The sequence below is a fragment of the Paenibacillus glycanilyticus genome (genome assembly GCF_030161375.1).
Classification (GTDB): Bacteria; Bacillota; Bacilli; order Paenibacillales; family Paenibacillaceae; genus Pristimantibacillus; species Pristimantibacillus glycanilyticus_B.
Genome location: NZ_BSSQ01000001.1, coordinates 221253 through 236671 on the forward strand (window position 1 = coordinate 221253; position 15419 = coordinate 236671).

Below are 15419 nucleotides of genomic sequence, written 5' to 3' on the forward strand. Positions count from 1 at the left end.
CTTGGGTCGTTATGACTTGGGCTGCCTTAGTTGGATGAGGCTCGCTATTGGAAGGATGGTGCTACGGAAGTGAATATTCTTTCAATCGCTGTGCCTTTCGGGTTCCCTCAATATGTAGTCTCAACGTAGGAACCCGAAAGCCAAGGCGAGCGCTAACGCTTTTCAAGAGCATTCCCTTCCTCCTCACCACCACTTCCCGGCTCGCCCCAACCAAACAGGGCTGTACCCAAGATCATAAAAGACCTTGGGTACAGCCCTTGCGGTGCCGCAACGTTCCTGGCTGACAACCCAGGAATATTGATTTACTATGGACATAGAGGAATAATTAGATCATGTACAAATTCAATAAGGTGGTGTCGACTTGACTCAAACGGACATTGGCATTAAGACCATCCAACTTACCATGGCAAATCGCAACAATCCTTTCTATCTAACCGTCCTATGGGACGCTCAAGACATCGTTCTCGTCGATGCCGGGCTTCCCGATCAAATGGAGCTGATTCGTGCTGCGTTCCAAGAAGCAGGGATTCCGTTCGAGAAACTAACCAAAATTCTTATTAGCCATCAAGATTCGGATCATATCGGCAGCTTGCCCGATTTGGTACAAGCATTTGGCGATCGGGTTCAAGTGCTTGCCCATGAAACCGCTGTCCCTTATTTGGCTGGAGCACTCCCCTTGCACAAGAGCAAGAAGCTCGTCAGAACACCGGTCAAAGTCGACGTCGCCTTGCAAGACGGCGATATCCTGCCTTTCGCTGGTGGTATCCGCGTGGTGTTTACGCCAGGCCATACGCCTGATCACACCTCCTTCTACCATATCCCAAGCAAGACGTTAATCGCCGGCGACGCATTAAGGGCACAAGACGGCATCCTGCAGTCGTACAGCCCAATCTATACGTCGGATCAAGTCACGGCGCTGCAATCCATTGCGAAATTTCAAGTGTTGGATCTCTCTAAAATAATTGCCTACCATGGCGGCGAATGCATGGATAACTTGTATGATCGCCTGCAAGCTATTCTCGACGCGGGTCCGGTCGAGAATGAGTAGCGGCAATATAACAACGTGAACACAGAGAAAGGACAGCTACACGGCTTCAGCAGCCATGAAAACTGTCCTTTTAACATTTTACTCGCCTACAAATATATTCAACGTTTATTCTTGTTAGCGCAATGCTTTTTGCTCGATATACTGTAACAAAAACTCTTTATCTTCGGGAAAGGAAAGTTGCAGTTCTTTTAGCTGTTCAGAGGTTTTCCAGGCGATTTCATAAATAAGACAATCAGGGTCATGAAGTGTTGGTTGTCCGTTTAAAATCTCGACTTCAAAATAGGTTACATGATATTCAACTGGACCAAATGCTCCTGACTTGCCTTTTATTTCTTTGATGATTTTACATCGGTAACCTGTCTCCTCATATACCTCCCTCATACAGCATGCTTCCAGGGTTTCTTCTTGTTCTTTCCCCCCAGACGGTACCGACCATCGTTTCTCTTCCTCCGGTTTACCTTGTAGAACCATTAATAACTGCCCATCTGAATTAACACATACACCTGCCGCACCGACCCACTTGTTCAAAGAATTCCCTCCATCATGCCCTTTAGTTAATAAAAATAGAGTAGCTACCGCTTAGGAAACTGCTCCATGTTTGTTTGTAATATCATAGCAACTGTCTAAACCATACTGTTCCAACTAATGATAATTGATCTTTGCTATCTTATTATAAATTTCAATTACCAGCCCACAATCCGTATTCATACTTTGTAAAATCCATCTTGTGACTCAGAAATATTTGAAAGAAATCTCTATAGTCTTTCGTTATTTCAAAATATCCAAAAACAGGATGCTCTTCTGATAAATTAAATATCTTTCGATATTCTTCTAATGGCACATTAACTATTTCCTCATCCCCTATAACCAACGGGATCTCTGCCCCTACTTCACTCCATTGTACTAATCTTGTTGTATCTTTTTCTTCGAAGTAATACGGTGAAAAAAATTTCTCAACATAAAGACCGTTATTTTTTGCAAATTCAATTGCAGTTAAAGATTTTTGACTGCTGCCAATATACATATAATAATCCCAACCAAAATGCACAAAAAAATTGTCTTTGGAAATTAGCTGACAATCAGCAAAATTTCTTAATATCATTTTGCATATTATGCGAATTTCATTTATGTTCACAATCAAATCTTCCTTAATATTGATCATTCCAAATTCATGATCATATAAGACAGATGTCTTTTCTTCCTGTGAAATCGAATTGTTGGATGTCTGGATTAAACGCAGTGAATATAGCTTTTTTTCATTTAAGAACTCTATTATTGTTTCGACATAAGCGTGTTCAATAAGGAGATAATCTTCTAATGTGAATAATTGTCCATTTATTATTTTCCCAATTTCAGATGGGCATGTCCATTCATCTAATAAATAATGTCCCTTTTCATTTCTATAAAGCGGGTTATATTTAGTGATTCTCCACTGACATTTCAAATTAAATCTCACCTTCAAAGACACCAGTTTGATATTAATTACATTCCATATTACAACAGATAACTTATTATTGTAATTAAGCATAACTGCCCGGTAGCTTATTGAAGTCTTGTCCGCCGGTCCAGAAGTCTTATCGTCCAAATGCCCACTCTACCATCAGCGGAAACTCTTCTCGCCACATCGCATCGTCGTGTGACGCGATCCTCTCTCTCATTACCATATCTGCACCTGCCTCACGCAGCGCAGCCGCCCACCTTGTCGCGTTATCTAGGAAAAACGGCTCTAGCGTACCGGCGACGAGGTATGTGCGCGGAATCGAACTCGGCATCAAATCAGGTGCCCGGTAACCGCCGCCCGGCGAGGCGCAAAAGATCGCACCGAACTTGTCCGGATGCCGAAGGCCCATCGCAAGCGAGAGTTCTCCACCTGCGGAGACACCAAACACCGCAGTGCGTTCGGTAGTTAGCGTGACTCCGAAACGCCATTGGGTCCATTGGTAAACGTCTTCGACGAAGAACTTCTCGTGTGCCGCGAATCGTTCCGGGCTAAAGCTTGGTGAATATTCATGGAGCCGCTGCGTCTCATCTGCCACTCGGTGCACGCCGACGATCATCGTAGACGGTACGACTGCCTTCTCGAGGACTGCGCCCCACTGCGAAATCAACTGACCGTCACCTGCGAATACAATTACCTCGGCAGGATCCGGAGGGACGTACACCGTAACTTGTCTACCACCATCGTACTCAAGAGTCTCAGTAACGAGCCTTCCCGCAATAAATGACATTGTCGCTAGTCTCCTATCCATGCTTAAGTTTATCGCCATAAATAGTAATCTTATTCTCCCACGGATGACCTAGAATCCACCATGATAAGTCACTGTTAGAAATATATGGAGGTAATATTGATTTTTCCATACTCCATTTTTATCTCCCTTTCAAAAAGTTCAACTTATATATAATATTCGTTTCAATAGTAACATCACCTTTTGTTGCCCCTATCTTCCTGACTAACCAGCCCAGGAACAACAAAAACAGGACTGCTAAGTTATTAGCAGTCCTGAAACGGTCCTCCACTTATGGGCGAGCGACTTTGGAGTGGAGAAAGTAAATGTTCTGGAGAAGCGGAGCGTTCGCCTTGGTTTTCGGATTCCAACATGCTAAGCCTCATTCAAAGAATCCGAAAACCACAGCGATCGTAAGAATATTTACTTTCGTAGCTCCACCATCAAGCGAGCCCACCAACACTCTCGCTATAATGCACGCGGAAGATCATGTCCTGGTTGTAGTTGCCGAAGCCTTTGCCGAATAACGTTAGGCCGCCGACATGGGCGGCATTGTCTTCGACGGCGAGGCGGAATACCCATTGGTTGCGGGTTAGGCCAATCTGGTCGATGCCGACATCCGAGATTTGCTGGCCATCAATGAAGGTGCCATTTTTCTGGACGCGGATAATCTTGAGAAGGCCGTATTGGTTGACGAAGTCCTGCCACCAAGCCGGCGTATATTTCCCCTTCACGTCGCCATAATCGCCGGGACTCGTCCACATGCCGATTGGGACCCCGTTCAGGGTAAACACAATGTCCGATGGCCAGTTCTCATTGTATCCCGGTGCTTCGGAACTGATCTCCAGCACGATCTCGAGCTCCTCCGGGCGTTGTCCCGGCAAGAGATAGTTCGGAATTCGGTACTCGACGTATCCTTTGCCGAACCATAAAATCCCCGCATTCATCCGCTCCGGCTCGAGAAAATATCTCGGGTCGTCGAATTGGCCGATGACCTTGTCCGTCGTAGCTATACCGCAGGTGGGATATACCTCGAATTCCGTGTAGTGCCCGACCGGTATGCTGATCTCATGGGTTTTCTTTGGCAGTAGCCCCGCCTGAGGCAGATCAATCTGGATGCGGGATGCGGACAACTCGCAAATTTTATGCGTGCCGCCTTGCTTCCTGACCATCTTCGTCTGGATAATTCCCGCCTGCTCCAGCTTGCGGACATGCATCGTTACGATCGCACTGCTTAATCCAAGCGCGGCAGCCAGATCTTTGACATTCATCGGCTCCAGAGCCGCAGCAAGCAGGTCCAGAATATTTAATCGTACAGGACTAGCCAGCGCTTCGTAGAGCGGAAGCCAGGCATGGTCTGTATCGGCTTTGATTAACATGTTTCACATCCTGTACCTTATTGAAGTTTGATGCGAATGACGTTCCAGGATGCTTTGGCAAGATGCGTCTCAATGGTACCGCTTTGCTCAAGCTTGGCATTGCCGTTTGCGTGCGGCTTCACGCGATCCGGGTTAGCTGCCGTATTCACAGCCTGCAGGTCGTCATTCTCAAGGACAATATGCTCGATTACGCGGAAAGAACCAAAGCTGCGAAGATCCACTTCGAACGGTCTTGCTTGATCCAGATCTCGGTTAACGGCAAATACGGTTACTTCTCCAAGCTCTTCATTATGAACAGCTACCGCTTCCACATAAGGAACATCGGTATAGTCTTTGGAATCGTATTTATCCGATTTGAGCAAAGGCACAAGCACGGTACCGCGGCCAAACAGGCTAGCATGCATGTATGGATAGTAGATCGACTGCTTCCACGCGGCTCCGCCGTTCTCGGTCATAATTGGCGCGATAACGTTAACGAGCTGCGCGAGACAAGCCATTTTCACGCGGTCCGCCCGTTTGAGCAAGCTAATCAGCATACAGCCGACAACAAGCGCGTCCTCATGCGTATAGACATCTTCCAGCTGCGGCGGCGCAATGGACCACGGTTCGATTTTGCGGTCGCTGTCGTTGGAGTGGAACCATACGTTCCATTCGTCAAAGCTGAGGTTGATGTTTTTCTTGCTCCGTTTCTTCGCTTTCACATAGTCAGCCGTGGAGATAACGGTCTGGATGAAAGAGTCCATCCCCATCGACTGCGCCAGGAAATTAGCCGTATCCTTGTCTCTATTCCCATAATACTGGTGAAGCGAGAGGTAATCAACGTTGTCATACGTCAGATCGAGTACCGTAGCTTCCCAATCGGGGAAGGTTGGCATGCCAAGCGCCGAGCTTCCGCAAGCTACAAGCTCAATCGTTGGATCGACCCAACGCATCACTTTAGCCGTTTCGTTGGCAACGCGGCCGTATTCTACAGCGGTCTTAGCTCCGATCTGCCATGGTCCGTCCATCTCGTTGCCAAGGCACCAGGTTTTGATGTTATGCGGATCTTTATAACCGTGTTTAATGCGAAGATCCGACCAGTAGGAGCCAGCGGCATGATTGGAATATTCGATGAGATTACGCGCTTCCTCCGGTCCGCGGGTGCCCAGATTAACCGCCATCATCGCGTCGGTATTCGCTTTTTTGCACCAGTCCACGAATTCATTAAAACCAACAAGGTTAGGTTCGATCGTCCGCCATGCGAGCTCAAGCCGTCTAGGACGGTCAGCTACGGGACCTACGCCGTCTTCCCAATTGTAACCGGATACAAAATTACCGCCAGGGTAGCGGACAATCGGAACATTTAACCCTTTGACCAATTCAAGCACATCGGAACGGAATCCTTGCTCGTCTGCGGAAGGATGCTCCGGCTCATAAATACCGCCATAAACCGCGCGTCCCAAATGTTCGATAAAAGAACCATAAATACGTTTATCCACTTCGCCTACGATAAAATCTTTGTCTACGATCATTTTTGCCTTGTTTGCCATTCGAATTCACCTCTATAGAATGAAGGATTAAAAGATTACCTTTATTAAACAACAGCAATTGAAATAATTCAATAGCGAATTTAAATATATATGAATTAATAATACTGTTAATCCAAACTTAGAAATACCATTAATTTTCCCGAGTTGTCCAATATGAAAAAGTTCCTTGTTGAGTCTGCCGTTTGTTTCGTCTAAACTGGAATCAGAAGGTAATTTTCAGATGGTTCGCCATTATTGCAGGAGATGAACGACAATGCCCAGCAAAATTCGCTCTACTGACGATGCAGCCGGACATGCCATACAGCTATTGACCACCCTTGTTCATGTCGACACGATTTTTATTGCGATACAAGAAGGTTCCGTTTACCGGATTGTACAAGCCCATAACCGTAGAGATGCGCTGGCTGTCAGCGGGATGACCTTCCGAGCCGATGTTAGCGCCATCATTGGCGAACGACTCTATCATGCGGTGCCGATCTCCTCCAATGACTGCCTCATTTATGGCTTTATTTATTTGGTTGACCGGGATCCCATAACTCCAAGCGAGGACGAGCTGCTTGCCCTTGGCACCATGGCTTCCCTTCTTGGCTATACGATTGATCTGGAGCATGCGACAGTTACGGACAGTTTGACCGGCCTGTTCAACAGAAGATATCTGGACGAATTATTCCAGCGCAGCACGGACGCTCCGCTTGGCGTCATGTTTATTGACCTGAATGATTTCAAGCAAATCAACGATAATTTCGGCCATGAATTCGGAGACTTGTTATTGATTGAAATCGCCAACCGGCTCAAGCAGCAAATTCGTCAAACGGATCGAATCGTCCGATACGGAGGCGATGAATTTATTATCTGCTTCCATAACTTGAGCGAAGAACATGGCATTCGTGCCGTGCAGGACAAAATCAACGCTTCTTTCATCGACCCGTTTATGGTTAACGGGCAGCCGGTATCGATATCAGCCAGCATTGGCGTAAGTTCCAACCAAGGACGGTATGCCAGCCTCAAACAGCTCATTACGGATGCCGACCAAGCGATGTATCAGATGAAGCAACGAAGAAAAAAACCTTGAAGGTTCGAGCTTTAAGCTCAATACCTTCAAGGTTTTTTGGTTCATGTTCCGATAATTCCGTTAACCGCTGTCCAAATCCCCGTTACTAAAATCAGCCACAACGCGATTGTCTTGAACAACCGCTCGTTCAGCCTTCCAACCGCCTTTATCCCGATAATCACCCCGATAATCAACGCCGGAACTGCCCATCCAACCGTTTCCATGGACGACTCGTTCAGCAGTCCTTCGTATACGTACGTCCCGATCGTGATGATATTCAGAAGTAGAGAATAAGCCGTAATATTAGCCCGGAAAGTCATTTTATCGAGACCTTGATTGGTCAAAAACAAGGCTACCGGCGGTCCGCTCATGGAGATGCTCCCGTTCAGGAAACCGCTTAATGCGCCAACCGGCGCGTATGCGATCCTTCCAAGCGGGAAAGATTTCCCGCTAAGCATCAGAAGCGAGACAAGAGCAACAAGCAAGCCGGCTCCCAGCTTGAGCGAATGAGCAGGCACATATAACAAAGCATATGTACCTAGCGGAGCGGCGAGCAGACTTGCCGCGAGAAGCGGCCAAATGTGATTGATTCGAACATACTTCCGGCTACTGTACAATACGGCAATGTTGGTCAGAAGACTTAATACGACAACGACCGGCACGGCTTGTTGCATTGGCATCAACTTAAGCAGCAGCGGCATTGATATTAACGCGAAACCAAAACTTGTCAGCCCTTGCACAAAGCCGGCAAGCAATACGATCATAACGACAAAGATTAGTTCATCTGGCTGCATAATGGATCAAATACTCCCGATTCTATTTAAGCAAACGATAGACGACCTCGGCTGCCTCTGCCCGAGTCATCGGTTGGGCTGGCGCAAACCTGCCGCCTTCGCGTCCTTTCAGCAATCCTTGCTCATAGGCCCATTGTACAGAAGAGAGCGCCCATCCTGCAATTGAACTTTGATCCGAGAACGGAAGACTTCCTCCGGCAACTCCTGTCGCAGCTGTATCTTTATAGAGAATGTAATAGGCTTTGGCCAGCATAACAGCCATCTCTTGGCGTGTAATGGAGCCGTTTGGATCAAATTGTTCCGCCGAACGGCCGTTGATAAGTCCCGCTTCATAAGCAATCGATACCGCGTCCGCATACCAGGCTGATTCCGGTACATCGCTGAATGGAACGGCTGCGTTCGACCCCTTATCCAGCTTTAGCGCGCGGACAAGAATGGCCGTAAATTCCGCGCGGCTGACTTCTCGGCCCGGTTCAAAAGCAGCTGCCGAGACTCCTTGAACGATCTGTTTCGCGAATAAAGAATTTACCGCTTGTGCCGCCCAATGGCTGCCGGGCACATCCGCGAAAGACTTTTTCACTTCGAGCAAAGCGTATTTGCTGAAATGGGAAACCGTCGTATGCCATACGCCATCCATCAATTGTCCGCCGGCATATTGAATGGTTCCATCATCAGCGATATAGTAGATGCCGGTTAAATCCGGATTGCCAGCTTGCTGCTGCTTCAATCGCAGCGTAAGCGGTCGGCTGAACGAAGACAACTTCTCAACATGGCCCGCTGCATCCGTAACCGATAATTCGAAGTTGTAAATCGTGCCCAGCGCGTGAACTTCCGCATCGGTGCCGCTTAGCAATTGACGTGCAGCCTCTCCTGTTACCGGTACAAAACTTACCGTTACCTTGCTGCCTGTTTCATTCTTCAGCTTGCCAAGCAGCTCGGTTGCCACTTCCGAAGGAAGGGTCAAAGACAACTCTCCTGCTGACAGCGTAACAGGGCCTTTCTTCATTACATCATACAATCCAGCCGGTAAAACAACCTCTGTCGTTGAAGCAGGCAATACAGCTGTATATCCGCCTTTCCCGTCTGCAGTCAATTGGGAGGAAGTTAGAGTAACAACCCCATTAGTGCCCGATTGTCCGGTATTGCCGGCAGACGTTCCGTTATCTCCGTCCCCGTCACTCTCTCCTCCGGTTGGCAAATCTCCCACTCTTACAAGAGCAATATCATCCATGTACCCCCATGCCCCGGCAGGAGCATCTACATCAAATCCGAAGGATACTTTGCCGTCTCTTATTTCAATGTTGCTCACCGTATACGAATGCCAATCATTCCAGCCGGTATTTACAACGTTGGTGCTGTACGTTTTCCCCCCTGAATTGGCAAACAAGCTTATCTTCTGATCATTGTACACGCCGCCGGAAGCGGAACCGCGAAGCTCGTAAATCCCGTTCTCGAGCTTCTCAAGCGATTGCTTTACGGTATATTTAAATGGCGTGCCCAGCCAATAATTCAAGGCGTAATCGCCGGAATTGGCATTAGCCGCATTCTGCTCCGCCTTGACCGCTTCGCTGTCTCCGGATACCTCCCATGGAGCAAGTTCACCGCTCTCGAAGCCCGGATTTTGCACGACATTAACCTCGGCTTTCTCCGTCTTCACCAGCTCAAACTTGTCAAAATACCCCCATGCCCCAGCCGGACCATTGACGCTAATGCCAACCTTCACCTGGCCGTCCGTTACGTTGATTTCGCCAATCGAATAAAGCTTCCATACGTTATATCCGGCATTCGTAACTGGCGTGCTGTAAGTTTCGCCGCCGCTCTCAGCCGTAAGCGAAATGGCTTGATCCGCATATTCGCCGCCCGAAGCATACGCCCGAAGCTCATAAGTTCCATTCTCAAGGCCAGTTACGGTCTGCGATACCTGATAGGCAAATGCCGAGCCCGACCAATAATTAAGCGCGTATTCACCGGCCTTCGCATTCCCCGCGTTATGCTCGATCTTCACCGCCCCTGTATCTCCGGTTACATCCCAATTCGAGAGCGTACCGGACTCAAAACTTCCGTTCTTGATCCAATTCGGACTTCCCGTAACCGTAACCTCGACAGAGGTGTTTAAATCCGTTCCCGCAACCTTGCCTTGAACCGCAAACGTTCCCGGGGTATTCAGAAGTTCCGAATCAAATTCATCCCATTCAACCGCCTTGGACAAAATCGTGCCTTCGTTATAGAGCACTTTCGTATCCGCAGGCAATGCGAGGGAATCTCCCGTTGTTATCGTAACCGGAGTGGCCGGATACACGAGAATCGGGTTCACCCCGGCAATGCTTCCCGGCACATATCGGAACGCGTTAAGCGAATCTAGTGCGTTGCCTTCATAATCAAACATCGCCTGATTCTCCCAGGCATTGCCCTCGCCTTCCTTCCAGCCAACGCCCGGCAGCCAAGCCGGCTCCCAATAAAAGACGCCAAGTCCAAGCCCGCCTTGTACATGGGCAACCGTATTCAGCACCGTCTCGGTAACAAGCTTCTGATTCGCAACCGATGCTTCAAATCCAACCAGCTTCGTTTCGTTCTCGCCAACCGTGTTTGGATGATCGTCGCCGTTCTCGAGCGTATTGGCATACGAGGTTTCCGCCACAACAATCGGTTTGCCGTATCTTGCCGCGATATCGTCCATATTCGATTTCAACTGCTGGAACGAGCCGTGCCAGAACGGATAATACGACATGCCAATCACGTCATAGTCGACATGACGCGCTTCCATCGCATCAAAAAAGCTGCGGAACTTGCCGTTATTTCCGCCTTCCGCCAAATGAAGCATAATTTGAGTCGTTTGCCCCTCCGGCGTTGTGTCCCTTACTGCTTTCACCCCTTCGCCGATCAACTCGGCAAGGTTATCCATATTGCTTGTTGAGCCGTCGGGCAGCAGCATGCCGCTGTTAATTTCGTTGCCGATCTGCACCATATCCGGGTAAGCATCCGCGTCGGCAAGTTCACTCATCACGTCCGCGGTATAGTCATACACCGCCGTCTTGAGATCCGCGAAGCTAAGATCTTTCCAAGCCGCCGGCTTTACTTGCTGACCCGGATCCGCCCAGAAATCCGAGTAATGGAAGTCGAGAAGGAGCTTCATGCCCGCTGCCTTTACCCGCTCGGCCATCGCCAGCACATGCGCTTTATCGTTATAGCCACCTGCTTGAACCGGATCATTCCAGAGGCGAAGCCGAACATAATTAACCCCGTGATCCTTCATAATCTTCAGCAGATCTTCTTCTTGTCCTTCATCGTAAAACTTCACGTTCTTATCTTCAAGCGCCTGCAGCGTCGAAATATCCACGCCTTTGATAAACGTATCCGGATCGGACAAATTGCTCTCCGCCGCTTCCGCTTCCTTCACCGGCCCAACGCCCACCATCGTTGTAAGCGCTACCGCAATCGTAAAAAATAAAAGAATGCCGCTTCGTATCATTCGTTTCATCCTTTGTCCTCCCTTTTTGGCTATAAATAAGGAGGAGACTTTTGTCTCCTCCTTTAATTGTAAGAAGTAAATGTTTCAGAGAATGATTTGCTTTGGAAAAGGGGAAATCCTCTGGAGGAGCGCTAGCGTTCGCCTTTGTCTGCGGGAAATATCCTATTTGGATATATTCAAAATTCCTGCAGACAACAGCGACCGGAAGAGGATTGCCCGTTCCTATGCAAATATTAATTCTCTGGAATGCTTCTTCGATTAGCAAGGAGAGACAATCGTCTCCCCTTATTGATTAGCCAAAAACGCATCGATTTGACTCTGAAGCTCCGCCTGCACCTTATCGATTCCCGCTGCTTTGAGCTGCGCGATCAGATCCGCTTGGCCTTTGTCGATGTCCTTGATCAAGCCGTACTCGAGCGGAATCGCGTAACGGAGCATAACGTTGCCAACGTTAGCCACTTCGTTCTTCACATTGGCATCGTTAAATACGAATGTCTCAAGCTTGAAGTGGTAAACCTTCTGTTCCCATGCCGTGCCAATCGCGTCCGCTTCCGCCGGATAAGAAGCATCCTTGCGGTTCAGCGGGGAGTTCGATCCCCAGTTGGAGAAACCGGTGTAGTTCGGCGTGCCAGGCAAAGCGTTAAACTTGTCGTCGCCTACAGCCTCATAGTTCGTGCCGGCAATGCCGTACATGAACAGGTCATGGATTTCTTTGTCGTTTTGCAGCAGATCCAGCACCATCAGGGAACGATCCGCTTTCTTCGATGTGGCATGAATCGCAAAGCCGTTTTGCGTCGAGATTGCGGCGATTTTCTTGCTGTTAGGCGTCAGATCCGCAATCGCCAGTTCTACATCCGGCTGCTCGCGTTTCAGTTCAGCCAGATTCATCGCTACAGTACCCAGGTTTTGCGCGTAAGAAGCGGTTTTGCCGGCTTTCATATCCTGCCATACGTCGTTTTTGTTGGAGACGATGTTCTTGGACCATGCGCCGTTGTCAGCCAAATCTTTGTAGTAAGTAAGAAGCGATTTGAATTCCGGTGTGTCATAAATGTTGAATACTTTGCCTGTTGCATCGTCCAGCTTGTAAGCAAGCGGCATGCTGTAGTCTACCAGGTTGAAGTCGTTCGCTTGCTCGAGCAGGATTTGGTCAAGCTCATGCCATTTCCAACCATCGGCGCCTTTGGCGTTAAAGCCGTTGATGCCTTTTTCGTTAGCCGCGATCGCTTTCAGATAAGCCGCGTAAGTCTCAGGGCTATTAACCGGCTCCAGGTTGTATTTCTTGCGCAGATCTTCGCGGATCAATACCGCTTTGTCCGTTACTTCCGGATTGTTGTTCGGCACCAGGAACTGCTTGCCGTTCACTTTCGATTGCTCCCAAGCTACCGCTGGCATAGCTTTCATCGTTTGCGGCATAAACTTGTTCAGCATGTCATCGGTCAGCTCCATGAAGCCGCCTTTAAGCGCTTGGTCGTTATAGAACGCCCAGTTAGCCGTGTATGCAATATCGAAATCTTCGTTCGCCGCGAATTTGAGCGGGTACTTCTGCGTCCAGTCCGCCCAGTCTAGGAACTCGGCATCAATGGTGGCGTTAACTTTTTCTTTCAGCTTTTTGTTGATCTCCGCGAATACCGCGTCATAATCAACCGGTTTGCCGCCAACCATCAGCATTTTGATCTTTAGTTCTTCGGATGTGTCGACAGCGCCGGCATCCGCCGATGCCGCAGGAGATTGCGATTCTGCAGCCGGCGATGGCGTCGCTTCTGCATTTGTTCCATTGTTATTACCATTGTTGTTGCTGCCGCATGCGCCCAGTACTGTAGCGGAAAGGGCAAATGTAGCTGCCAGCATCATGACCGATTTTTTGTTTCGCATGTGTATCCCCCTAAAAATGGTAGTCATATATGATAACCAGGTTTCCCTGAGGTCATCCTAACCTTTCACGGCGCCAAGCGTGAGGCCTTGCACGAAATAACGTTGAATGAACGGGTAAGCGAGCAGGATTGGCCCGGTTGCGACGATAGTCATTGCCATCTTCAGGCTTTCCGTCGGAATGTTAGTCGTGACGACCGCTCCGGAAGCAACCATTGCTTTGCGCATGCCATCCATGTTGCCAAGCATTTTGTACAAATAATATTGGAGCGGCATCAGCTTATCATCGCTGACAAACAGAAGCGCGTTATACCAGTCATTCCAATACGCCAAAGCGATGAACAAACCGATGGTGGCAAGAACGGGCTTCGACAAAGGAAGGATCAGCTGGATGAAAATCCGGAAATCCCCTGCTCCGTCGATTTTGGCCGATTCGGTAATGGCCTCCGGAATGCTGCTCATGAACGTTTTCATGACGATAATATAGAACACGTTCAGCAGCATCGGCAGAATAAGAACGAGCAATTTGTCTTTCAGATCCAAATACGTAACGATCAGCATATACCATGGTACCAGACCCCCGCTGAACAATGTCGTAAAGAAGAAGAAGAAAGCAAACTGGTTGCGCCACCTGAAATCTTTGCGCTGGAGGACGTAAGCCGTCATGGCTGTTATAAACAAACCGACCAACGTTCCGATCGCGGTCACCATAATCGTGACCCCGTACGCCCGGAGCATCTGCTCCGGATATTTGAACAACATGCTGTAGGCCTCCGTGGACCATACCGTTGGTATAAGCTGATAACCTTTCTCCACAATGGAGCTTTCCTCGGACAAGGAGGAGGTAACAACCAGAAGGAAGGGGATCATGCAAATGATCGCTAAGAGTGAAATAAAGACGTAACCGATCACTCGCAGCAGCATGACATCCGCTTGCCTTTTTATTCCGCTTTTTCCCGTTTGGGCAACTGCACTCATTGTCTAATCCCTCCTAGAACAAAGCATGATCTTTGTCGTATTTGCGTACCGCATAGTTAGCCAGCAAGATCGTTGCAAAGCCAAGCACGGATTGATAGAAGCCGGCAGCCGCCGATAAGCCGATTTCGTTCGAGGTCGTCAGCGAACGGAAGACGAACGTATCAATAACGTCGGTCGAAGAGAACAAGAGGCCGTTTGTACCGACCATATTGTAGAACATGCCGAAGTCCCCTCTGAAAATATTGCCGACCGCAAGCAACACCAGAATGATAACCGTCGGATACAGGTTCGGAATCGTAATATGCAAGATCCGCTGGAACACGTTCGCTCCGTCGATCTCAGCCGCTTCATACATCTCGTTGTCGATACCCGTAATCGCCGCCAGGTACATCACCGAACCGTAGCCAAGCGTCTTCCAAGCGGATACCAACACCAGGATCACCGGCCAATACGAGGGCGTGTTGTAAATATCGACCGGCTCCATTCCCACGGCTTTCAGCATGACGTTCAGCGTACCCACGTCGTAATTGAACAGGTTGTATGCGATCGCTCCTACAACAACCCACGAGATAAAGTAAGGCAGGAACAGCATCGTCTGCGAGAACTTGCGGAACCATTTGCCTACCGCTTCGAATAGCAGGATCGCCGCCGCAATTTGCAGCACGTTGTTCACAACGATAAAGACGATATTATAAAGCGCCGTATTCCTCGTTACCATCCAGGCATTGCCCGATTCGAAGAAAAAGCGGAAGTTGCTAATTCCGTTCCACGGACTTCCGAAGATGCCGCCCGTGTTGTTGTATTGTTTGAAGGCAAGCACAATGCCGGCCATCGGGACATAAGCGAACAGTATAAAAAAGACTACCGCCGGCGCCAGCATGAGCAGCAGCGTTCTGTTCTGAAAGGCATAACCCCAAAATCCGCGTTGCTTCATTCGTTTTTCTCCTCCTGTGTCATCTCTCTGTCTTATAGGTCTATTATATAAACCGGACAAGCCCCTCCAAAATTAAGCCAAACTACAAAAAGTAATACTTAATCTACGATTTGCCGCAAAAAGTTTAGTTTGGACCGGGAGAA

Annotated in this window: 12 protein-coding genes; 2 read left to right on the top strand and 10 right to left on the bottom strand. The window is 48.6% G+C overall.

The features are described from left to right. Positions 1–361: 361 nt before the first annotated feature. Positions 362–1048 (top strand): MBL fold metallo-hydrolase, encoded by a 687-nt coding sequence (locus QQK89_RS00780; protein WP_284236493.1) that lies wholly within the window; start codon positions 362–364, stop codon positions 1046–1048. Positions 1049–1162: 114 nt separating this feature from the next. Here QQK89_RS00780 and QQK89_RS00785 read toward each other — a convergent pair whose 3' ends face one another. From QQK89_RS00785 to QQK89_RS00805, 5 genes are all read right to left on the bottom strand, one after another. Further along, on the bottom strand, positions 1163–1576 hold the full coding sequence (locus QQK89_RS00785; protein ID WP_284236494.1) for an NUDIX hydrolase: 414 nt from the start codon (positions 1574–1576) through the stop codon (positions 1163–1165). Between the two features lie 151 nt (positions 1577–1727). After that, entirely contained in the window at positions 1728–2633 is a 906-nt protein-coding gene (locus QQK89_RS00790) for a DUF7683 domain-containing protein (RefSeq protein ID WP_284236495.1), read from the bottom strand. Then, the gene (locus QQK89_RS00795) at positions 2623–3276 is read right to left on the bottom strand and encodes an alpha/beta hydrolase (RefSeq protein WP_284236496.1); all 654 of its coding nucleotides are present in this window, start codon (positions 3274–3276) and stop codon (positions 2623–2625) included. Before QQK89_RS00795 ends, QQK89_RS00790 begins: the two co-directional genes overlap by 11 nt. 440 nt (positions 3277–3716) lie before the next feature. After that, entirely contained in the window at positions 3717–4652 is a 936-nt protein-coding gene (locus QQK89_RS00800) for an ArsR/SmtB family transcription factor (protein ID WP_284236497.1), read from the bottom strand. A gap of 17 nt (positions 4653–4669) precedes the next feature. After that, positions 4670–6181 carry an alpha-N-arabinofuranosidase gene (locus tag QQK89_RS00805; RefSeq protein WP_284236498.1) on the bottom strand — a complete coding sequence of 504 codons (1512 nt, stop codon included), beginning with the start codon at positions 6179–6181 and terminating at the stop codon, positions 4670–4672. Between the two features lie 253 nt (positions 6182–6434). Between QQK89_RS00805 and QQK89_RS00810 the strand changes: the two genes are divergently transcribed. After that, positions 6435–7253 carry a GGDEF domain-containing protein gene (locus QQK89_RS00810; RefSeq protein ID WP_284236499.1) on the top strand — a complete coding sequence of 273 codons (819 nt, stop codon included), beginning with the start codon at positions 6435–6437 and terminating at the stop codon, positions 7251–7253. Between the two features lie 41 nt (positions 7254–7294). On the opposite strand, the gene QQK89_RS00815 is transcribed toward QQK89_RS00810, so the two are convergent. From QQK89_RS00815 to QQK89_RS00835, 5 genes are all read right to left on the bottom strand, one after another. Beyond that, positions 7295–8026, bottom strand: coding sequence for a sulfite exporter TauE/SafE family protein (locus tag QQK89_RS00815; RefSeq protein WP_284236501.1), 732 nt, complete (start codon positions 8024–8026; stop codon positions 7295–7297). A gap of 22 nt (positions 8027–8048) precedes the next feature. Continuing rightward, a complete protein-coding gene (locus QQK89_RS00820) occupies positions 8049–11504 on the bottom strand; it encodes a glycosyl hydrolase 53 family protein (protein ID WP_284236502.1) in 3456 nt (1151 codons plus the stop codon). A gap of 276 nt (positions 11505–11780) precedes the next feature. Then, positions 11781–13367 (bottom strand): DUF3502 domain-containing protein, encoded by a 1587-nt coding sequence (locus tag QQK89_RS00825; RefSeq protein ID WP_284236503.1) that lies wholly within the window; start codon positions 13365–13367, stop codon positions 11781–11783. 57 nt (positions 13368–13424) lie between these two features. Continuing rightward, a complete protein-coding gene (locus QQK89_RS00830; RefSeq protein ID WP_284236504.1) occupies positions 13425–14342 on the bottom strand; it encodes a carbohydrate ABC transporter permease in 918 nt (305 codons plus the stop codon). A gap of 13 nt (positions 14343–14355) precedes the next feature. After that, on the bottom strand, positions 14356–15276 hold the full coding sequence (locus tag QQK89_RS00835; protein ID WP_284236505.1) for an ABC transporter permease: 921 nt from the start codon (positions 15274–15276) through the stop codon (positions 14356–14358). Positions 15277–15419 lie beyond the last annotated feature (143 nt).

What these genes read in the sequence shown, in the direction of transcription:
- QQK89_RS00795 (WP_284236496.1), bottom strand. Translation starts at nt 3,276, where the DNA reads ATGTCATTTATTGCGGGAAGGCTCGTTACTGAGACTCTTGAGTACGAT.
- QQK89_RS00800 (WP_284236497.1), bottom strand. Translation starts at nt 4,652, where the DNA reads ATGTTAATCAAAGCCGATACAGACCATGCCTGGCTTCCGCTCTACGAA.
- QQK89_RS00805 (WP_284236498.1), bottom strand. Translation starts at nt 6,181, where the DNA reads ATGGCAAACAAGGCAAAAATGATCGTAGACAAAGATTTTATCGTAGGC.
- QQK89_RS00810 (WP_284236499.1), top strand. Translation starts at nt 6,435, where the DNA reads ATGCCCAGCAAAATTCGCTCTACTGACGATGCAGCCGGACATGCCATA.
- QQK89_RS00815 (WP_284236501.1), bottom strand. Translation starts at nt 8,026, where the DNA reads ATGCAGCCAGATGAACTAATCTTTGTCGTTATGATCGTATTGCTTGCC.
- QQK89_RS00820 (WP_284236502.1), bottom strand. Translation starts at nt 11,504, where the DNA reads ATGAAACGAATGATACGAAGCGGCATTCTTTTATTTTTTACGATTGCG.
- QQK89_RS00825 (WP_284236503.1), bottom strand. Translation starts at nt 13,367, where the DNA reads ATGCGAAACAAAAAATCGGTCATGATGCTGGCAGCTACATTTGCCCTT.
- QQK89_RS00830 (WP_284236504.1), bottom strand. Translation starts at nt 14,342, where the DNA reads ATGAGTGCAGTTGCCCAAACGGGAAAAAGCGGAATAAAAAGGCAAGCG.
- QQK89_RS00835 (WP_284236505.1), bottom strand. Translation starts at nt 15,276, where the DNA reads ATGAAGCAACGCGGATTTTGGGGTTATGCCTTTCAGAACAGAACGCTG.